At 73.3% G+C, this 19,586-nt stretch carries 19 protein-coding genes; 8 read left to right on the top strand and 11 right to left on the bottom strand.

The annotated features are described in order from the left end of the window. Positions 1 to 59 precede the first annotated feature (59 nt). Genes WMF31_RS00280 through WMF31_RS00290 form a run of 3 tightly spaced genes read left to right on the top strand, consistent with a single transcriptional unit; the run spans position 60 to position 1,385 of the window. The gene (locus tag WMF31_RS00280; protein ID WP_012241218.1) at positions 60 to 365 is read left to right on the top strand and encodes an integration host factor subunit alpha; all 306 of its coding nucleotides are present in this window, start codon (positions 60 to 62) and stop codon (positions 363 to 365) included. Between the two features lie 5 nt (positions 366 to 370). Continuing rightward, positions 371 to 745, top strand: a complete 375-nt coding sequence (locus WMF31_RS00285; protein WP_129354604.1) for a MerR family transcriptional regulator — start codon at positions 371 to 373, stop codon at positions 743 to 745. Next, the gene (locus WMF31_RS00290) at positions 726 to 1,385 is read left to right on the top strand and encodes a hypothetical protein (protein ID WP_436600033.1); all 660 of its coding nucleotides are present in this window, start codon (positions 726 to 728) and stop codon (positions 1,383 to 1,385) included. The genes WMF31_RS00285 and WMF31_RS00290 overlap by 20 nt, the downstream gene beginning before the upstream one ends. Positions 1,386 to 1,402: 17 nt before the next feature. Here the strand turns inward: WMF31_RS00290 and WMF31_RS00295 are convergent, their stop codons facing one another. Together WMF31_RS00295 and mgtE are read right to left on the bottom strand one after the other, a co-directional pair. Further along, complete coding sequence (locus WMF31_RS00295) at positions 1,403 to 2,002, bottom strand: single-stranded DNA-binding protein (RefSeq protein ID WP_436600034.1); 600 nt, start codon at positions 2,000 to 2,002, stop codon at positions 1,403 to 1,405. Positions 2,003 to 2,294: 292 nt separating this feature from the next. After that, positions 2,295 to 3,680, bottom strand: coding sequence for a magnesium transporter (gene mgtE, locus WMF31_RS00300; RefSeq protein ID WP_129354598.1), 1,386 nt, complete (start codon positions 3,678 to 3,680; stop codon positions 2,295 to 2,297). A 703-nt stretch (positions 3,681 to 4,383) separates the two neighbouring features. Here mgtE and WMF31_RS00305 point away from each other — a divergent pair. After that, on the top strand, positions 4,384 to 6,837 hold the full coding sequence (locus WMF31_RS00305) for a hypothetical protein (protein WP_436600035.1): 2,454 nt from the start codon (positions 4,384 to 4,386) through the stop codon (positions 6,835 to 6,837). A 173-nt stretch (positions 6,838 to 7,010) separates the two neighbouring features. Next, the gene (locus WMF31_RS00310) at positions 7,011 to 7,703 is read left to right on the top strand and encodes a response regulator transcription factor (protein WP_129354596.1); all 693 of its coding nucleotides are present in this window, start codon (positions 7,011 to 7,013) and stop codon (positions 7,701 to 7,703) included. A gap of 81 nt (positions 7,704 to 7,784) precedes the next feature. Here the strand turns inward: WMF31_RS00310 and WMF31_RS00315 are convergent, their stop codons facing one another. Further along, complete coding sequence (locus WMF31_RS00315; RefSeq protein ID WP_436600036.1) at positions 7,785 to 8,732, bottom strand: hypothetical protein; 948 nt, start codon at positions 8,730 to 8,732, stop codon at positions 7,785 to 7,787. A 279-nt stretch (positions 8,733 to 9,011) separates the two neighbouring features. On the opposite strand from WMF31_RS00315, the gene WMF31_RS00320 reads away from it, so the two are divergent. After that, a complete protein-coding gene (locus WMF31_RS00320) occupies positions 9,012 to 9,689 on the top strand; it encodes a HEAT repeat domain-containing protein (RefSeq protein ID WP_436600037.1) in 678 nt (225 codons plus the stop codon). Next, a complete protein-coding gene (locus WMF31_RS00325) occupies positions 9,689 to 10,513 on the top strand; it encodes a class I SAM-dependent methyltransferase (RefSeq protein ID WP_436600038.1) in 825 nt (274 codons plus the stop codon). The genes WMF31_RS00320 and WMF31_RS00325 overlap by 1 nt, the downstream gene beginning before the upstream one ends. Here WMF31_RS00325 and WMF31_RS00330 read toward each other — a convergent pair. Beyond that, entirely contained in the window at positions 10,510 to 10,791 is a 282-nt protein-coding gene (locus tag WMF31_RS00330; protein ID WP_129354588.1) for a (2Fe-2S)-binding protein, read from the bottom strand. The two genes, WMF31_RS00325 and WMF31_RS00330, sit on opposite strands and share 4 nt — an antisense overlap. Positions 10,792 to 10,795: 4 nt before the next feature. Beyond that, complete coding sequence (queD, locus tag WMF31_RS00335) at positions 10,796 to 11,158, bottom strand: 6-carboxytetrahydropterin synthase QueD (protein WP_436600039.1); 363 nt, start codon at positions 11,156 to 11,158, stop codon at positions 10,796 to 10,798. A gap of 96 nt (positions 11,159 to 11,254) precedes the next feature. On the opposite strand from queD, the gene WMF31_RS00340 reads away from it, so the two are divergent. Further along, the gene (locus WMF31_RS00340) at positions 11,255 to 11,392 is read left to right on the top strand and encodes a hypothetical protein (protein ID WP_165373534.1); all 138 of its coding nucleotides are present in this window, start codon (positions 11,255 to 11,257) and stop codon (positions 11,390 to 11,392) included. A 27-nt stretch (positions 11,393 to 11,419) separates the two neighbouring features. Here the strand turns inward: WMF31_RS00340 and WMF31_RS00345 are convergent, their stop codons facing one another. From WMF31_RS00345 to WMF31_RS00370, 6 genes are all read right to left on the bottom strand, one after another. Further along, a complete protein-coding gene (locus WMF31_RS00345) occupies positions 11,420 to 12,970 on the bottom strand; it encodes a GAF domain-containing protein (RefSeq protein WP_436600040.1) in 1,551 nt (516 codons plus the stop codon). 100 nt (positions 12,971 to 13,070) lie between these two features. Further along, positions 13,071 to 14,216 carry an acyl-CoA reductase gene (locus WMF31_RS00350; protein WP_436606498.1) on the bottom strand — a complete coding sequence of 382 codons (1,146 nt, stop codon included), beginning with the start codon at positions 14,214 to 14,216 and terminating at the stop codon, positions 13,071 to 13,073. Then, positions 14,216 to 15,487 carry an acyl-protein synthetase gene (locus WMF31_RS00355; protein WP_436600041.1) on the bottom strand — a complete coding sequence of 424 codons (1,272 nt, stop codon included), beginning with the start codon at positions 15,485 to 15,487 and terminating at the stop codon, positions 14,216 to 14,218. Before WMF31_RS00355 ends, WMF31_RS00350 begins: the two co-directional genes overlap by 1 nt. Positions 15,488 to 15,549: 62 nt before the next feature. Continuing rightward, the gene (locus WMF31_RS00360; protein WP_436600042.1) at positions 15,550 to 16,908 is read right to left on the bottom strand and encodes an aspartate aminotransferase family protein; all 1,359 of its coding nucleotides are present in this window, start codon (positions 16,906 to 16,908) and stop codon (positions 15,550 to 15,552) included. Between the two features lie 52 nt (positions 16,909 to 16,960). After that, on the bottom strand, positions 16,961 to 17,860 hold the full coding sequence (locus WMF31_RS00365; protein ID WP_104986242.1) for a GGDEF domain-containing protein: 900 nt from the start codon (positions 17,858 to 17,860) through the stop codon (positions 16,961 to 16,963). 842 nt (positions 17,861 to 18,702) lie between these two features. After that, positions 18,703 to 19,488, bottom strand: coding sequence for a class II glutamine amidotransferase (locus WMF31_RS00370; RefSeq protein ID WP_436600043.1), 786 nt, complete (start codon positions 19,486 to 19,488; stop codon positions 18,703 to 18,705). Between the last annotated feature and the right edge of the window lie 98 nt (positions 19,489 to 19,586).

Here is a 19,586-nt window from a genome sequence, read left to right on the forward strand (position 1 = left end):
CTGAACGGTCCTCAGGGGTTGCGGCGTGTCTCCCTTCAGAACAGGGCGATGGGGGTATCATGACGAAAGCCGAAATCGTTCAGGCGGTCTACTCTCGCCTTGGGGGATTCTCGAAGAAGGAATCCGCCGATCTGGTCGATCTTGTGTTTGAGACCATGAAGGAGACCCTGGGCCGCGGGGAAAAGATCAAGATCTCCGGATTTGGCAACTTCGTGCTGCGCGACAAGCGCCAGCGCCAGGGTCGAAACCCCCAGACCGGCGACCCGATCCTGATCACGGAGCGCCGCGTCCTGAACTTCAAGGCGAGCCAGATCCTCAAGCAGGCCCTCAACCCGCGCGAGACGGCCTCGGCGGCGGAGGAGTAGGCCGCTTGGCCGGGCGCCAGCAGCAGCTTCCGGCGAAGCTGTACTACCGGATCGGCGAGGTGGCCGGCATCGTGGGGGTCGAGCCGCACGTGCTCCGGTACTGGGAGACGGAGTTCCGTTCCGTTCGCCCGCAGAAGTCGGCGAAGGGGCAGCGGGTCTACAGCCGGCGCGACGTCGAGACGCTCCTCAAGGTCAAGGAGCTCCTCTACTCGCACCGCTTCACGATCGCGGGGGCGCGACGCAAGCTGCGCGAGGGCGGCATCGAGCCGCCGGCCCCCGACTCGACCGCGAGCCTCGAGGAGGTGCAGCGCATGCGCGCGGCGCTCGTCGACATCCGCAGCGAGGTCGTGGCGCTGATGGATGAGCTCGAGCGCTGCTGAGCTCCACGGCGTCGCGCCGGGCCTCGCGCTGCGCCTCGCGCTGCCCGCGGGGGCGCGCGACGTGCCGGAGGAGGCGCTGCCCGCGATCGACGTCTCGGCGCTCGCGGGCGCGGCGGTGACGCTCCGGCGGGGCGTCGAGGCGGACGGGCTCTCGCTGCGCGCGGTCTGCGTGACCGCGCCGTCGCGGCACTGGGCGATCGGTCTGGAGGAGCTGGTGCTCGACCGGGCGTCGGGGCTCGTCCACGGGGCGCTCGGGGTGACGATCGAGCGGTGGGAGGCACGGCCGATCCGCGCCGTGTCGCACCGGTTCGAGCAGCCGTTCGAGGGGACCGCGAGGGCGGGGGAGCGCGCGCTGGCGCTCCACGGGCGGCACGTGCTCGGCTTCGCCGGGAGCGAGCGCGACGCGGCGCTCTGCAGCGTGGTTTGCCTGGAGCCGGCGCAGGGGGCGCCCCGCTGCGGCGCGCTGCTCGCCGCGGCGGAGCTCGAGGGCGCGTTCGTGGCGCCGCCGGAGCCGGACCTGCTCGTCCGGACGATCTTCCTCGCCGCGGATCAGCCGCTCGCCGTGGCCGCCGCGCTCGGGGCGCTTGCGGCCGCCGCCGTGGCCGTCCTTCTGGCGCGGCGCCCTCGCCCGCGCCCCTGACGTCGCGGACTCCGCGATCAGAACGGGATGTCGTCGTCGTTGCCGCCGCCGAAGCCGCCGCTGTAGTCGTCCGCAGGGGGGCCGGGGTCCGGCGGCGCAGGGCGGCCGCCGCCGCCGCCACCGCCACCGCCACGGTTGCCGTAGCCGCCTCCGGCCGGGCGGCCGCCGCCACCGCCACCGTAACCGCCGCCGCCGTAACCGCCACCACCACCGCCGCCGCCGTAGCCGCCGCCGGCCTCGCCGCCGAACCCGCCCGCATCGTCACCGACGGCGCCGCGCCCGCGGCCTCCGCCCGTGAGCAGGACGTTGTTGGCGATCACCTCGGTCTTGTAGCGCTTGTTGCCGTCCCGATCGTCGTAGCTCGAGGTGCGGAGCGAGCCCTCGACGAAGATCGAGGAGCCCTTGCTGAGGATCTTGCCCAGCGCCTCCGCGCGCTTTCCCCAGATCACGACATTGTGCCAGTCCGTCCGTTCTTTCCGGACCTTGTCGCGGTCGAGGTACGATTCGGTCGTTGCGAGCCGCAGGTTCAGGACGGCCTGCCCTCCCTGGGTGAACCGAAGCTCGGGGTCGGCGCCCAGGTTGCCGAGCAGCATCACGCGATTCAAGCCTTCGGCCATCGTGATTCCTTCTCTAGGAGGGGGTCAGCGCGCTTCGCGCTGAACTAACGACGACTGTTTCACTCCCCCATGGGGGCCGACGCGTCAAGGGGGGCGACGCGCCACGGGGGTGGCCTCGTCTGGGGGGCTCACCGGAGGGGCTGGAGCGTACGCGGGCCACAAGATAGGCCCGCCGGAGCGCATGCCCCGGAAGTGAGCCCCCCAGACGAGGCCACCCCCCGCGCCACGAGGGGCAGCGCGCCGGGCGGCGCGGCGCGCCCGGGCGGGCCGGACCGCTGTCGCTCCAGCCCGCTCAGCCGCCGGTGCCGGCCTGCTGGAGGAGGTCGGCCAGGACCAGCCGGGCGATGCTGAAGTAAAGGATGATCCCGAGGACGTCCACGAGGCTCGCGATGAACGGCGTGGAGCTGGTCGCCGGATCGAGGCCGAGCCGCCGGAGCAGGAGGGGGAGCATCGCGCCCACCGTGCAGCCCATCAGGACGATCGCCATCAGCGTCGCGCCGATGGTCACGACGAAGCCCGTGCCGTCGCCCCACAGCCAGACGCGGAGCATGCCGATGATCGCGAGGATCAGGCCGAGCACGACGCCCTGCCCGAGCTCGCGGGCGAGGACGCTCGACCAGTCGCCGACGCGCAGGTCGCCGACCGCGAGGCTGCGGATGATGAGCGACGACGACTGCGAGCCCGAGTTGCCGCCGGTCGAGATGAGCAGGGGCACGTAGTAGGCGAGCGTCGCGACGGCCTCGAGATCGTGCTCGTACCTCCGGAGCACCGAGCCCGTCATGAACTCGCCGACGAACAGCACGGCGAGCCAGGGGGCGCGCTTCTGGATGAACGTCCAGAAGCTCGTCCTGAAGTAGCTGTCCTCGATGGGGCCGACCGCGCCGAGCCGCTGCACGTCCTCGGTCTGCTCCTCCGTGAGCACGTCCATCACGTCGTCGACCGTGATGACGCCGAGCAGCTTCCGATCCGCGGAGAGCACGGGCAGGGCGTTGAAGTCGTACTTGGCCATCGTCCGCGCGACCTCCTCCTGGTCGGTCTCGGGGCTGACGGCGAAGACGTTCTCGGTCATCACGTCCGCGAGCCTCTCGGACGGCGAGGCGAGCAGCAGGTCGCGCAGCGAGACGACGCCGATGAGGTGCCCCCGCTCGGAGACGATGTAGACGTAGTAGATGGTCTCGGCGTCCTCGCCGACGGCGCGGATCCGCTCGATCACATCGGCGACCGTGAGGTGGATGCCGACCGAGATGTAGTCGGTCGTCATGAGGCCGCCGGCGCTGTCCTCGGGCCACTTGGCGAGCTCCTCGACCTCGGCTGCGGCCTCGGGGTCGACCTTCTCCAGCGTGGAGAGCAGCGTGCCGCTCACCTGGTCCGGGAGGGCCTCGATGAGATCGGTGCGGTCGTCGGCCGCCATCTCGGAGACGATCGGCGCGATGCTCTCGACGCCCATGTGCTCGACGAGCGCCTCCTGGGTCTCGCCGTCGAGGCGCTCGAAGATGGGCGCGGCGTCCTCGGCCTTGAGCGCCATCAAGACCTTCGCCGCCTCGGCGCCGTCCAGCAGGCCGATGAGGTCGGCGAGGTCCTCGTGGTGGATCTCGTCGAGCAGCTCGGAGAGCTGCGCGGGATCCTCGGCGAGGAGCTGTCGTACCTCCGGGACCATGGCGAGGGCGACGCGCATCATGCTGGGGCACTGACCACAACTCGGCCCTGCTGGGAAGCGTCAACGCCCGCCGCAGCGCCGCCCGCGCGGTCGGATCGGCCGGGCCAACCGACCCAGGTTGAAGCCGGTCGGGTCGGCCGGGCCAACCGACCCAGGTTGAAGCAGGGCCAAGGTTGAAGCAGGGCCAGAGCCAGGTTGGGGCGGGGCCAGCCGAGCCGGCCGGCAGCCCGACCCAGGTTGGGGGCCAACCGACCCAGGTTGCGGCCGACCCGGGGGGCCAACCGACCCAGGTTGCGGCCGACCCGGCGGCAGCTCGACCCAGGTTGAGGCAAGGCCAACCGAGCCGGCCGGAAGCCCGACCCAGGTTGGGAGGAGCCGGCCGGAAGCCCGACCCAGGTTGGGAGGAGCCGGCCGGAAGCCTGACCCAGGTTGGGAGGTGGCCAACTCTGTTGGCCGATCCGCAATCAGGTTGACGGCGCCGCGGCGCGCGGCGATGGAAACGCCGAGGTGCGGCGCGGCGGCACCTCGGTTGCTTCGGTGTCCCTCCGGCGAGGCCCGAGCGGGCCGACAGGTCGAATTGACAGCATTCCGGTCGGGTCCCTAGCATCGGGCTCCCGTCGCGCCGCGGATCGCCTGCGGGAGTCGGGCACTGGCCCGCCCACGGCGGGCCCGTTCGGTGGCCTGAGCGCCGCGCAACCGGATCGGTGGTCGAAAGGAAAGTCGAATGATGACGCGGACAGAGCGTGAGAGGAGGCGCCCGTGGAGGGGCGCGGCGAGGCTCGCCATCGCGAGCCTCCTGATCGCGGGCACAGGTAGCGCCGTCGGGTGTCTGGATCGCCCCATTGCCCCGAACGATCCCCGCACGACGTCGACGATCGTCGAGCGGCTGACGCAGAGCGCGGTCGACAAGATCGACCTCCTCCTGGCCATCGACAACTCGGGCTCGATGGCCGACAAGCAGGACATCCTCGTCCGCGCGATCCCCGACCTCGTCCAGGGCCTCGTGGATCCGCGCTGCATCCACCTCGCGGGCACGCAGGCTCCCAGGAGGGCCGATCCGAACACCGGCCAGTGCGACGAGGGCTTCCAGCGCGAGTTCGAGCCGGTCAGGGACATCCACATCGGCATCATCAGCTCGAGCCTCGGCGGCCACGGCGCGACGTCCTGTAAGCCGGATCCGAACACGAGCCTCTCGAACAACGACATGGGGCGGCTCATCGCGCGCAGCGGCCACAACGCCGGGACCAACGACCTCGAGACGTACCTCGACCAGGGCTTCCTGGCCTGGGACCCCGAGCAGAAGCTCGATCCCAACGGCACGCCCGACGTGGCGGATCCGGGGGATGGCGAGGCGGACATCGATGGCAGCGACACGAACGCTGATCTCAACTCCACGTCGCTGGTCGAGCAGCTCGCGAACATGGTCAAGGGCACGGGGCAGTCCGGCTGCGGCTTCGAGGCGCAGCTCGAGAGCGTGTACCGCTTCCTCGTCGACCCGGAGCCCTACCTGACCATCGAGATCGATGATCAAGGCCGCGCCGTCCCGAAAGACGTGGATACGACGGTCCTGGAGCAGCGCAAGCGGTTCCTCCGGCCGAGCTCCCTGCTCGCGATCATCATGCTCACCGACGAGAACGATTGCTCGATCCGCGAGGGGGGGCGCAACTATTACGTGGCGAACACCGCCAGCAGCTTCCGCATGTGGAGGCCGCGCCAGGAGTGCGCGACCGACCCGAACGACCCGTGCTGCTTGTCGTGCAACCAGGAACACCCCGATGAGTGCGGGGTGGATCCGACCTGCACGGGTCCGGACGGCAACCCCGCGCGGCTGAGCGAGGACGAGGATCCCGTCAACTCCCGGTGCTGGGATCAGAAGCGCCGGTTCGGCTTCGACTTCCTCTACCCGATCGAGCGCTACAAGAAGGCCTTCACCGAGGCGACGATCGAGACCCGCGGGGGCGACCTGGTCCAGAACCCGATCTTCATGGATCTGGACGAGACCGACGACGACAGCAGCATCCGCGATCCCGCGCTCGTCTTCTTCGCCGGCATCGTCGGCGTGCCGTGGCAGGACATCGCGCGCCAGAACGCGGCTGGCGAGCCCGATCTCCTGAACGGCCTCAACGCGGACGGCGAGCCGGTCGGCGGGTTCAAGAACGCCGATGAGCTCAGCGTCCCCCCCACGGTCATGGACGGCGGATCCTACGCCAACACCTGGGAGCTCATCCTCGGCGATCCCGCGAGCCACGTGCCGCCCAAGGATCCCTTCATGGTCGAGTCGTCGGCGCCTCGCTCGGGCGCGAACCCGATCACCGGCGATCGGATCGTCCAGCCCGGCGAGACGGGCTCGAACGCGATCAACGGCCGCGAGTACACGATCCCGAAATCGAACGCCGGGGATCTCCAGTACGCGTGCATCTTCGATCTCCCCGAGGAGCAAGACTGTGAGACGCAGTCCCAGAGCTGCGACTGCCGGCTCGCCGATCCGAGCGAGCTGAACGACAACCCGCTGTGCAGGCCGGAGGGCAACGGCGACCCGGGGCAGCCCGGGGATCGGACGTCGATACAGTACAAGGCGAAGGCCTACCCGGGCCTCCGCGAGCTGCAGCTCATCCGGGATCTCGGAGCCCAGGGCATCGTCGGCTCGGTGTGCCCGAAGCAGCTCGACAACGCGAACGCGCCCGACTTCGGCTACCGGCCGGCGATCGGCGCCATCATCGATCGCCTGAAGACGGTGCTCGGCGGGCAGTGCCTGCCGCGTACCTTGACGCTCGACAGCCAGAAGAAGGCGCCCTGTCTGATCCTCGAGGCGCGCAACACGGGCGGCAAGTGCGATTGCAACCAGGCGGCGCGCACCCCCGTGCTCCCCGAGCACAGCCAGGCGGAGGCAAAGGTGCGCGAGCTCGACATCGCGAAGGCCTCCGGCTGGGATTGCGTGTGCGAGATCCAGCAGCTCGAGAACGAGCAGGCGGACGTGTGCAGGACGGACCTCAACGACAACGCCCAGCTGAATGGCCAGCCTGTGGACGGGTGGTGCTACATCGACCCGTCGATCAAGGTCGGCAACCCGGACATCGTCGCCGGCTGCCCGCCCACCGAGCAGCGCATCATCCGGTTCATGGGCGAGGGCAAGGCCCAGCAAGGGGCCACGCTGTACATCTCCTGCTCCGGCGAGTAGCCGGCAGCGGCTGAGCACCCGGCGCGCGGGGCCCGATCGCGAGATCGCGCCCCGCGGCGCTTTTTGTGGCCCCGGCGCGGAGCTCCCCTGCGCCGGCGTCCCCCACCACCACCCGCCCGCCGGCGAGGCGCTGGAGGGGCCCGCCGGGTTTTGTGCTAAGACCGGGCCCCGGAGTGGCGGCGCGCAAGAAGATTCTCATCATCGAGGACGAGCCTCACATCGTGCTGGGGCTGACGGACGCCCTCGAGTTCGAGGGCTTCTCGGTCGCGTCGGCCTCGAAGGGGAAGGACGGCGTCCTGCTCGCGCGGCAGGAGAAGCCGGACGCGATCCTCCTCGACCTCATGCTCCCGGACACCAACGGCTTCAAGGTCTGCGAGGACCTGCGGCGCTGGGACGCGTTCGTGCCGATCATCATGCTGACGGCCCGCAGCCAGGAGATCGACAAGATCCGCGGCCTCGACGCGGGCGCCGACGACTACGTGACCAAGCCGTTCAGCGTGGGCGAGCTCATCGCCCGGCTCCGGGCCATCTTCCGCCGCGCCGCCCGGCCCGCGGAGGCGGCCGTCGAGGTGTTCACCATCGGCAACGTGCAGGTCAACATGACCACCCACACGGTCTCGCGGGGCTCGCGCTCCGACCAGCTCTCGTTCTACGAGGTCGAGCTCCTGCGCCTCCTGCACGAGCGCCTCGGCCAGCCGGTCTCGCGCGAGGAGATCCTCCAGAAGATCTGGGGCATCGAGGCGGGGCCGTCGAACCGCACGGTCGACAACTTCATCGTCAAGCTGCGCAAGAAGATCGAGCGCTCGCCCGACCGGCCGGAGCACATCCTCACGGTCTACGGCTTCGGCTACAAGCTCGCGCCCTAGCGCGCGTCGCCCGGGCTCGTTGCTCCCGCGTCCCGAAGGGCCCGCGTCGCAAAGGGCCGCGCGCCTCCTGTCGCGGGGCGGCTACCGGCGCGGCAGCACGTTGCGCAGGTCGCAGGGCACCGTCACGGCAGCGTCGAGGAGGCGCTTCGGGTCGCCGTCCGAGAGGCGCGCGCCCTCGCGGAGCTGACGCGCCTCGAGGTGCAGCCGGACCAGGCCCGGGCTGCCGCTGTCGCCGGCGTACCCGACCACGTCGCCCGCCTCGAGGTGCGCGCCCGCCACCACGCCCGGCCCAGGGCGATCGAGGTGGCCGTGGAGCACGACGACCTTGCGCACCCGCTCGGCCGCGCGCACGGCGTGCACCGTGGCGACCGTGACCCCGAACAGCTCGCCGACGAAGGCGACCTCGGCCTTCCCCTCCTGGCCCTCGAGCTTCAGGGCTGCCACCCGTTCGCCCCGCGTCGCCGCGATGTCCACCCCTCGGGTCCACGACGGCGGCTCGGGTCGCGCGGCGCCTATCGCGGCCACCGGGGACCCCGGCGGCATCGCGGCCGCCTGGGTCCCCGGCGGCATCGCGCCCACCTGGGCCGCGGCGTCCTCGACCAGGAGGAACCCCGGCGGCTGATCCGGCGCGCCGATCGGGAAGGCGTACGCGGCGGCGCTCGCCGGGCGTTCGGGGCGGCGGGGAATGTGCTCCACCGCCTGCGCGGGGCCGCGCGCGCCAGCCGGACCAGGGCGCGCCCCGGCGGGGCCGAAGCGCGCGACCGCGCCGCCCTCGGGGAGCGGCGCGCCCGGCGCGGGCAGCGGGATGCACGCGGCGCCCTCCGGCACGGCGCGGGGCCCGCAGAGCGCCCCCGTGGCCGCGGCGTCGTGCGCCGCCGCCGGAGGGGCGACCGCGGGCCCCGGCGGCTCGGGGTCATCGAGGCCGCCGAGCGCAAGGACGAGGGCGGACGCCGCGGCGCCGCGCACGAGCGGGGAGGGCGATACCGTCGCCCTCGTCGGGCGAGCCTGCGAGGAACCGAGCGCGCGCATGCCATGAGCGGTCTACCGCATCGAGCGGTCCACCGCATCGGAGGTGGCGCTCGACCCGGATGCGGCCCGCACGGCCGGGCCCCGAAGCCCACGCGTGCGGCCCGCACGGCCGAGCCCCCGTGCGTGCGGCCCGCACGGCCGAGCCCACATGCCGCGCGCTCCGGCGCGGGCGGCTACCAGCTCTGTCGACCGTGCCCGCCGCGGACGGGAATTCACGGGGAAGATGCCCTTGCTGCCTGCCGGCTTGCGGAAGCGGCGCGCTGTTGATAGCTCCTCTTCGTGCAAAATCGCCAAGCCATCGAGACGACCCTGAACAAGCTGTTCGACGCGGAGCGCATGGCGCGCCGGCTCCACGACGACCTGGCGGCCATGCCTGGCGACGCGCTGCTGGACGTCCTCACGGACGCGATCGCGGGCGCGGCGCGCGAGAGCGACGACGACGAGGCGGCGCTCCGGCTGGTGCGCATCGCCTCGCTGCTCGGCGAGCACGAGGGCCCGCGCGCCATCGACGCGCTCATCGACGTGCTCGCCTCGGAGCACCCCGAGGCGCGGCAGGCGGCGGGGGAGGAGATCGAGTCGCTCGCCTACGACCGCTTCAAGGAGGTCGCCCAGGGGATCGAGCGGGCGCTGAAGCGGCTGCCCGTCGGGTCGCCGGCGCTCCCGGAGCTGCCGTACCTCATCGCCGAGGTCCCCGAGCCGGGTGTGCCCAGGCTGATCGGCCAGTTCCTGGGCCACAAGGATCCGGACGCGGTCGCCGCCGCGATCGAGACGCTGGTCGAGATCGGCGACCCCACGCACGCCTCGATGATCGAGCCGCTGCTCGGCGACAAGCGCACGGTCGAGCTCGCGGACGACGGGGGCGACGCGACGTCGGAGGTCACGATCGGCGAGCTCGCCGAGGAGGCGCTCGGCCTCCTCGCGCCGTACGAGGGGGAGGAGGAGGACGGGGTCGCGTGATGATCGGCCCGCCGCTGAGCCCGGCGGACGCCGTGTTGTTCGAGCACGCCGTCGTCCCGCGCTATCTCTCGTTCTTCGCCTCGCTGGCGATCGAGATGATGCTGCCCTCGGAGGCCGCTCGGATCGTCCATTTCGGCTGCAGGAGCGGCTTCCCCGACCCGATCGTGGCCGACAAGCTGCCCGGCGCGACCCTCGTGGGCCTCGACGGCTCCGCGGCGGCGCTCGATCTCGCGCGCGCCAAGGCCGCGCTGTTCTCCGGGATGAACGCGACCTACCTGCTCGTCGACTCCCTGCCCGCGCCGCTCCCGGACGCGAGCTTCACCCACGCCTTCACGCTCCACCCGGTCTGCCGCCCGAGCGAGCGGGCGCTGCTCCTCGCCGAGCTGCGCCGGGTCCTGGTGCCGGGCGGCCAGGCGCTCCTCGCGTTGCCGCTGCGCGGCTCGTTCCCGGAGATCGCGGACATCGCGCGGGAGTGCGCGCTCAAGCAGGATCTCTCCGAGCTCGGCGCCGCGGTCGACGCGGCCGCCGTCAGCCGCCCGACGATCGAGACCATCGCCGAGGAGGTCGAGGGCGCAGGGTTCGACGAGGTCGAGGTCGACGTCCAGCTCATCGCGGTGTCGTTCGACAGCGGGCGCGCGTTCCTCGAGGACCCGATCTCGAAGCTGATGGTGATCCCCGAGGCGACGGCGATGCTCGATCTCGAGCCGGAGATCATCGACTCGATGCTCCAGTACCTGCACCACGCGATCGCGAAGTACTGGTCCGAGGGGGTCTTCGAGCTGACCGTGAACGTCGGGTGCGTGAGCGCCCGGCGCCCGCTCTAGCGATCGCGCCCGCCGCGGAGGCCGAGATCGTCGAGCCCGGCCAGCGCGGCGAGCGAGACCGGGTGGTACGGGGGGCGCGGCGTGATCGGCTTCTGGATGTCTCCCCCGCGCTCGTCGATGAGCCGGGCGCAGAGCGCGAGGCACCACTTGCCCTGGCACCAGCCGGTGCCGAAGCCCGTGTAGCGCTTGATCGACTCGATGTCCTTGTAGCCGCGGTCCATCGCGGCCTCGAGCTCGTGCAAGGTGACGTCCTCGCAGCGGCAGACGAGCGTCTTCATCGGTCTAGTCGCCCTCGTACTCGCAGCGGGCGTCGCAGGTCTCGAAGATCGTGACCCGGTTCAGGGACGGCAAGGCCGGCGCGAGCCGGTCCCAGATCCACCGGGCGAGCACCTCGCTCGTCGGGTTCTCCAGCCCGGGGACCTCGTTCAGGTAATTGTGATCGAGCTCGGCGTGGAGGGGGGCCCAGGCGTCATAGAGGTGGCTGTAATCGATGAACCACCCCGTCTCCTCGTTCACGGGGCCGCGGATCGCGACCTCGACCTTGAAGCTGTGGCCATGGAGGCGGGCACACTTGTGCCCCTGCGGGACCCTGGGGAGGCGGTGGGCGGCCTCGAAGCGGAACTCATGCACGAGCCGGACGTTCATTGGGCAGCGGTCATGGGGCGGGCGCAGTGAGGCGTCAACGCCCACGCGGCCGCTACGGGGTTCCCTCGAGGGGCGCGAGCGGCTATACCGCCGCGCATGCCGCAGAAACCCGCAGTGAGAGCCAAGAAGAAGCGTCGCGACACCAAGCGCCTGGCGATCTGGCGCGCCAAGAAGGAGCAGCAGAACGCCCAGGCGCCGGCCGAGCAGGCCGCCGCCGCGCAGCCCCGCAGCTGAGCCGCGAGCACCGGTCCCGACCGGTGCTCAGCCCGCTGGCTCGTCCTCGCCGTCGTCCTCCGGCGCAAGCTCCTGCGACGCTCGCGCATTGCGGCGCGCCGCGCGCACGGTCGCGACCTCGGCCCGCGACGGGTTGATCACCAGAAATCCATGGTCCGCGTCGAGGAGCGCGACGTCGCCCGGGGACGCCCAGCGAAACGCGCCCGCCACGTCCATGATCGATGGGACGCCCAGGAGCTGAAGGAGCACGTGCGAGCGCGGCCCGGACCGGTCGCTGAGCGCGACGCCCACAGGGTGGGCCCGGGCGGAGATCAGGAGATCGAAGACCGTGAGCTGGTCGCCCACGAGCACCGCCTTCGACGGGAGCTCGGCCCGGGCGTCCGGCGTCGCCAGCATCAGGATCGCGTCGCAGAGATCCTCGATGTCGCGGGCGCGCTCTTGCAAGAACGGGTCGCCGACGATGCCGTTGGCGGCCCGCGCCACCTCGCGCGCGACCGTCCCGAGCGCCTGCGCGATGCTGCGGCCGCTGGCCGCGAGCTCGAAGGCGCGCGCGCGCAGCCGGCCGTCCCCGATCATCAGGAGATAGGTCGAGAGGAACGCCGCGTCCTCCGCGATCCCGCGCCGCGCCGCGCGGGCGTTGAGGTCGATGAGCGCCTTCTCCGCGATGTCGAAGGCGAGCCGCAAGAGCTTCGGATCGCCGTGGCCGTGCCGGGGGCCGAGCGACGAGCTGGCCGGCCGCCGCAGCGCCGCGATGGCGCCGAGCGCGCGCCCGGGGACGACGGGCAACCCCGGCAGCGTGACCTTGCGCGTGCCCCCGCCCGTGCGCCGCCGCCGCTCGCGCAGCTCGTCGAGCACCTGCGCGTGGCGCGCGCCGGCCGCGATCGGCGCCGTCAGGGCCATGAGGAGCTCGACGTCGCGCGCCGTGAACGCGCGATCGCCGGCCCGCTGCACGACCAGGGCGCCGAGCGGGCGGCCGCTGCCCAGGATCGGGGCGGCCAGGAAGACCGGGAACCGCTCCTCGTGGAGCTCGGGGAACGCGCGGTAACGCTCGTGCTCCGCCGCCTTCACCACCGAGATCGGGCGCAGGCACTCGACGGCCATGCCCGTGATGCCCTGCCCGACCGACAGCCGCACCGTGCCCCGCGCCTCGCGCGGGAAGCCGACGTTGCCGCGGAGCACCAGCTCGTCGCCGTCGCCCTCGAGGAGGTAGAGCGAGGCGACGTCGGCGCCGAGGATGGCCACGATCCGCGCCGGCGCCTCGTCGAGGAGGAGCGACAGCGGCATCGGCTTCGCCACGAAGGCGAGGTACTCGATGACCAGATCCAGGCGCTCGTCGCGGCGCACCTGGATCCTGGCGGACGCGATCGAGGGCAACCCCTCCTCGTCGTCGTCGGCCTCCCGGTCGTCGCCCAGGTCGAGAGGCCGCGGGGGAGCGTGGCCCGGGGCGAGCTCCTCGGGCACGCCGCCCATGGATCGCTCCGGCGAGCCGCCCGCGCCGGGCGGCGGATCGAGCGGGCTCGCGATCGCCTCGAGCTCCGTGGGCGGCGGGGTCGCCTTCGGATCGGTGCGCGACGACATACGACGATCGCTATCATACACCGTCGCCCGGGAGCACCTCGCACGCGCCCGCGTCGACGCGGCGGCGTCGCCGTCGCGGAGCGGCGGCCGGGCTCGACGATCAGAGCGTCCGCAGGTCGACGGGGCCGTCCAGGGGCGGGCGCTGCATCCATCCCAGCGCCGAGACCCGGGCGCGCGGGGCCAGGGCGGAGGCCGCGGCCGCGAGCTGTCCGCCGCCGCCCGCGCCGATCGCGGTGAGCGCGCCGCGGATCGGCGCGAGCAGCGCCGCCGCCGCGCCGGCGGTCACGGGGACCACGTGGACGACCCGCGCCGCGGGCGGCAGGAGCAACGCGCGCGGCGCCGGATCCAGGCCGACCCCGTGTCCTTCCCCTCCCCAGAACGAGCCCACGGCCTCGAGGGTGGCCCGGTACATGGCGATCTCCGCGCGCGTGGCGCCGTCGAGCGGCCCGCGCGGGATCCGCGCGCCGGCCAGCTCGAGCGCCTCGTGCAGGGCGCGGGCGAGCGCCTCGGCGCGTCCGGCCGGGCCCTCGACCAGCGCGAAGCGCGGCGAGAGGCACCCGCGCTGATCGAACGGCACGACGTCGCCGGCGATGGCCCGCGCCGCCTCGGCGAGGTCCGCGTCGGGACCGACGACGGCGAGCCCGAGGCCGGCGCCGTGCCCGCGCACGAGCACGCCCGGGCCGGCCTGGGCCCGCAGCGTCGCCACGGTCCGGTCCGTGCCATAGACGTGCAGCTCGGCGCGCGGCTCGGCGTCGGGCGCGGCGCGCGGCCCGTCGCCGAGGCGGGCGTCGCGGGCGGCCCGCTCTCCCGCGTCGTCGAGCTGGAGATCCGCGACGAGCGCGACGGCGCCCCGGGAGCGGGCGAAGACCTCGTCCGCCTGGAGCGCGCGCGCGAGGAGCTCGGCGACGACGGGGTCTCGGCGCGACGGGCGCACGAAGACCTCCGGCGCCGTCGCTGCCGCGACGGCGATGGCCCGCAGCGGCGCGGTGCAGACGTTGGCGGCCAGGACCACGTGGCAGCGGCGCGCGCGCCCCGAGGTCGCGACGAGCGCGTCGAGCTCGCCGCGGCTCGGGGCGATCTCGAGGTGGCGGCCGAGCGCGAGCTCGACGCCCTCGGGGGAGAGGCCGCTCGTGAGCGGCAGCCGCCGGCGCGCCTCCTCGCCCAGCGGATCGCGCGGGTCCGCGATCCGCGCGCCCGCCGCGATCACGCGCTCGACCCGGGTGCGCCGCGCCGCGCCGGCGTCCATCACGCGGCGCCGCCCAGCATCTGGTCGAGCGCGATCGAGCAGCCGCGCGGCGGCGCGCCGGGCGCGCGGCCCAGGAGCTCGACGCCCGCCTCGGTCACGCGCACGCGATCGGCGGTCTGGATGGCGACGGCCGAGTCGACGTTCGCGAGATCGACGACGCGCGCGAGCCCGACCGCCCCCGCGGGCAGCGGCGCGAGCGTCTCCGGGTCCACCGCGGTGACGCGCACCCACGGCGGCGCGAGGTAGAGCCCGGGCGCGGCGCGCGCCCCGACCTCGGGGGCGCCGGCGCGCGCGAGCGCCGCCGCGAGCGTGCCCTCGTAGAGCTGGCTGGAGAGCTCCGTCATGCCGTACTCGCCCACGACGTGCGCGGGGGGCACCCCGAGCGCCCGCGCGATCGCCGCGCGCAGGTCCTCCGCGGGCACCTCGCGCGAGCGCCCCTTGAAGCCGCCGGTCTGCATGACGCGGCTCCCCTCGGGCAGCCGCGTCGCGTCGCTGGGCAGCTCGGCCTCGAGCAGGTGCACGAACGCGAACGAGGTGCCGAGCACGATGGCCGGCTCGCCCGCGTCGCGCGCCTCGCCGCACGCGCGGGCGAACCCTCGGGCGTCGAGCTCCCCGCCGCGCACGTGCCAGCTCGCCGGCCCCGAGAGGCGCGCCGCGAAGCGATCGAGCATGAACCCGAGCGACGAGTCCGGCGCCTCGTCGAGCGGCGGCGCCAGGATGATCACCCGCAGCCGCTCGCCGTCGGGCCAGAGGAGGCGCTCCCCCCAGGCGAGCGCGGCGAGCTCGTAGGTCGCGGTCGTGCGGAGCGGGTGCTCGCCGCGGGACGCCGCGCCGAGGGAGGTCCCGCTCGTGCGGAACACGCGCTCGTCCGCCTCCTTGGGGTGGACGGCGACGCGCGCGAACCGGAAGACGTCGCAGGGCACGGCCGGGATCTGCTCCGCGCGCCGCAGCGCCTCCACGTCCACGCCGCGCGCCCGGTAGAGACGGGCGACCGGCGCGCAGCCCGCGGCTTGGTGCCGCGCGAGGGCGACCGCGAGCTCGTCGAAGGTCTCCGGGAGCGCGGAAGGCGCGGGCGCGGCGGGCGCGGGTGCGGCGGGCGCGGGCGCGGCGGGCGCGGGGGAGGGCGCGGACGCGGCGCGCGCCCCTTGCTGGAACGGGGCAGGGGCCGCCCGGCCGGGGCCGGGCGAGCCCGGCGCGCCCGGCTGGAGAGATGCCGAGAGGAACGCCCGCGCGCGGCGGTGCAGCGCCTCGCTCTGGTCTATCGGTCCCACGGCGACCGGGATAGCACGCGCCGGCCCGCGCGCGTGCGCCGCGCGCCGGCCCGCGCGCGGCGCTACGCCGAGAGCACGCGCGCGAGCGCGCCGGCCGCGGCCGAGAGCAGCTCCTCGGGGATGGTGAGCGCCGGCGTCAGCGTCAGCGTCTCGCCGCGCTGCCCGCCCGTGAGGACGAGGTAGCCCTCGGCGAGCATCCCGCTCATGGCGCGCAGGCCGAGCTCCGCGCTCGCCAGCTCGACGCCGACCATGAGCCCTGCGCCCCGCACCTCGACGACGCCGGCGCAGCGCGCGAGCGCCTCGCGCAGCGCGCCCTGGAAGCGCGCGCCGACCTCGCGCGAGCGCGCCGGGAGCCGGCCCGCGTCGAGCGCGTCGAGCGTGGCGAGCGCGGCGCTCGACGCGAGGGGCGACCCGGCGTGCGTCGAGGTGTGGACCACCTCGGCCTCGCGCGCCCACGCCCGCATGATCGGCTCCGGCGCCACGCACGCGGAGATCGGGAGCCCGCCGCCGAGCCCCTTGCCGAAGCAGAGGATGTCCACGGCCGCCCCGATCGCTCCGGTGCGCGTCAGCGCCCCCGAGCGCCCGAGGCCGGTCCAGATCTCGTCGGCGATCACGAGCGCCCCGCGCCGGTGCGCCGCCTCGCACACCGCGTGCACGAACGCGTCTGGCGGGACGACGCAGCCGCCGCGGCCGAGGATCGGCTCGAGGAGCACCGCGCCGACGTCGCCGCCCCGGAGCGCCGCCTCGACCCCGTCGAGCGCGCGCGCGACGTCCGCCTCGCCCCGGGGGTACGGCGCGAACGCCACGCGCGGGTTGAGCTGCTCCGCGAACGGCGCCCGGTAGCTCGCGCGCAGCCCGCACGCCGCGAGCGGCCCGTAGCCGAGGCCGTGGTACGCCCCCTCGAAGGCGACGAGCCCGGGCCGCCCGGTCGCGAGCGCCGCGGTCTTGAGGGCCGCGGTGATCGCGTCGCTGCCGCTCTGGCCGAGCATCGCCATGGGCGCGGGCCCGGGGTGCAGCGCCGCGAGCCGCTCGAGCAGCGAGACCTTCACGTCGGCCGAGTACACGTCGCCCAGGGCGAGCGTCAGCCGGGACATCTGCGCCTCCATCGCGCGCAGCACCGGCGCCGCCGCGTGCCCGAGCAGGAGCGCGCCGAAGCCCGCGCAGAGGTCGACGTAGCGGTTCCCGTCGACGTCGAAGACGTTCGCGCCGCGCCCGTGCGACAGCACGATGGGCCGCGCCTCGGCGCCGCTCGCCTGCGCCCGCGCCGCGCGGCGCCGGCCGAACGCCGGGCACTCCACGCGCTCGAGCCGCTCGAGCGCGCTCCGCGACCGGGGGCCGGGCGGCGCCGCGACGATCTCGGGCATCTGATCTCCGGCGCCGGACGCGCCCGGCGCCGCCGGCAGAAGCTCGCTGCTCGGCATGGTCTCCCTCGGCTCCCTCCGCGCGGGATCTAGCGCGGCCGCGGCGCGGCGCTCAGGCGCACACCCGGTTTCTTCCGCTGTTCTTCGCGTGGTAGAGGCGCTCGTCCGCGCGCTTGATGAGGTCGTTCGCGGTGCGATCGCCCTCCTGCAGCAGCGCCACGCCGACGCTGATCGTCACGCGGATGCTGTCGGCCTGGAAGACGAACAGGTGCTCGGCGACCTTCTGCCGCAGCGTCTCGCCGAGCGCCGCCGCGCCCTCGATGGACGTCTCCGGCAGGATGATCGCGAACTCCTCGCCGCCGTAGCGCGCGAAGACCTCGTCGCGCCGGATGCGGCTCTGCACGATGCGCGCGACCTCCTTCAGCACGAAATCGCCCGCGAGGTGCCCGTGGACGTCGTTGATGCGCTTGAAATGGTCGATGTCGAACAGGAGGATCGCGAGATCCCGCTCGTGGCGGCGGCCGCGGATGATCTCGCGCTCCAGCGCCTCGTAGAGGTAGCGCTTGTTGTGGATCTGCGTGAGACCATCGATGATGGTCATCCGGTAGATCTCTTCGTGGTACTGCGCCTCCACGTCCGCGCCGGACAGGAACTTGAAAATCGTGGGGCCGATCTTCACCCGGTCACCGTTCTTGAGCACCACCTCGCGGGAGATCTGCTCGTCGTTGCAGTACGTCCCGTTGGTGCTGCCGTCGTCGACGACCATCCAGGCGCTCGGCCGCTGCTCGAAATGGGCGTGCCTTCGTGAGACGGAGTCGCCGTCGAGCACGATGTGGTTGTCCGCCCCGCGTCCGACCCGCGTCGGGTTGTGCTCCAGCACGAACCGCTTGCCGAGCAGCGTGGGCTCCTTCGTGTAGATCACGACCAGGCAGTCGGTCGTGTTCTTGCTGCCGCCGCCCGGTGGGGGCTGGACCACCTGCGTTACACGAGTCTTTTCGTCGAAGTCGTTCACGCGCGCTCAGCCCAACCCGTCGTGCGACCCAGCCTCGCTACCCTTCGAGCTCCCCCGGAGACGAAGCCTATCCCGGGCGCGGCTCCTCGGTCGCGATCTGACGGCTCGAAATGCCCTAGCTCGCCCGACGTCAAAGCGTACTGACATGCCCCGACTCCCGTCAAGACGGCCATCCGGGCGGAGCCGTCTTCGGTGCTTCCTCCGCCTCCCCAACCCGACAAGGGCATACGTCGCCCTCTGCGCTCCGCTGCACCCTTCCACGTTCTCGGCTTGTTCCCCGCACGCCGTCCGCCCCCCGCCACGGTCCGCCCCCCTCCCGCTTGCTCCGCACCACATCCCCTGTGCTCGCTCACGCGCCCTGTGGGGCGTTGTGCGCCTCCAGAGCGGTTGACGCGCCGCCCCTTTCCGGTTGTGCAGCCCGTGCCGCCGTCGATGGCGCTCTCTCTATGCGTTCTCCGGGCGCGCCGCCACTCGTCCGGCGCGCGCTTGCGCCGACAGCGGATAGAATCGTTGGCTGGGGCACGATGTGTCGGTTCGCCTGCCATGCCCTCACCCTGCCGGGAGGAGCCTCCGTGAGTTCTGCCTCAAAACCAGGGCGCATCACAACGCTGAACTGAGCGCCGCGCGCGCCGCGACCGCCGCGCGGGTCTCTCGCCTCGCCACCGGCGCGACGCCGGTTGGTTGACTTGGCACACGGGGTGCGTAGGATAGGACCTGCGTCGCGGCGGAGACCTTCCCCCCCCAGGTCCGTCGCGGCGTTTTTCATTTCCGGTCCCGGCTGGCCGGCCGCCGGGTGCCCGCGCGGGTTCCGGTCGAGGTCCCCGGCCTGGTCGAGCCCCGGATCATGCGACCGAGGGGAGCGTGGCGCGCAGGTCGCCGCCGTCGAACACCCAGAGCTCGCCGGGCTGTCCCGGGGTCCAGGTCTCGTTCGCGGTGAGGGGGGCCGTCGCGACCACGGCGACGCGATCCTTCGGGGTCGTGACCGTGGAGAAGTCGACGCGGACGTCGTCGTCCACGAGCGTCGCCACGCCGAACGGGGCCTTGCGGAGGATGTAACAGAGCCGGGTGGCGCAGCGGGCGAAGAGGTGACGCCCGTCGCCGAGCAGGAAGTTGAACGTCCCGTCCTGCCCGAGCTCGCCGCCGAGCTCCGCGACCGCCTCCCAGAGCTCGCTGGTGCGCCGCGGGTAGCCGGGGAACGCGCTGCGGAGCCCCTCGAGCAGGTAGCAGAAGGCGTGCTCGCTGTCGGTCGAGCCGATGGGGTTGAAGCGGCCCAGCGCGCGGCGCCGGACGCGCGGCAGCGTGCCGTTGTGCGCGAAGACCCAGTGGCGGCCCCAGAGCTCGCGCACGAACGGGTGCGTGTTGGCGAGCAGGACGTCGCCGCGGGTGCGGCGACGGATGTGGCCGATCGCGAGCAGCGTCTTGATCGGCGTCTCGCTGAGGAACCGCGCCAGCGGGCTCTCCGCAGCGGCGCCCGGGTCGAGGAAGACGCGCGCGGCGCGCCCCTCGAAGAACGCGAGCCCCCAGCCGTCGGCGTGCGGGCCGGTGCGGCCGCCGCGATGCCTGAGGCCGCTGAAGGAAAAGACGATGTCCGTCGGGACATTGCACTCCATGCCGAGGAGCTCGCACATGCTCGCAGCAGCACGATACCACCACGGAAGCAGCCTGAGGCGGCCGCCTTCGCGCCTCCGCCGCGCCCGTGGCCGATGGCGGCCGCCGCGCTCGCCCG

Origin of the sequence: Sorangium sp. So ce1036 (assembly GCF_051369805.1) — a bacterium.
In the GTDB taxonomy this organism is placed as follows: Bacteria; Myxococcota_A; Polyangia; order Polyangiales; family Polyangiaceae; genus Sorangium; species Sorangium cellulosum_F.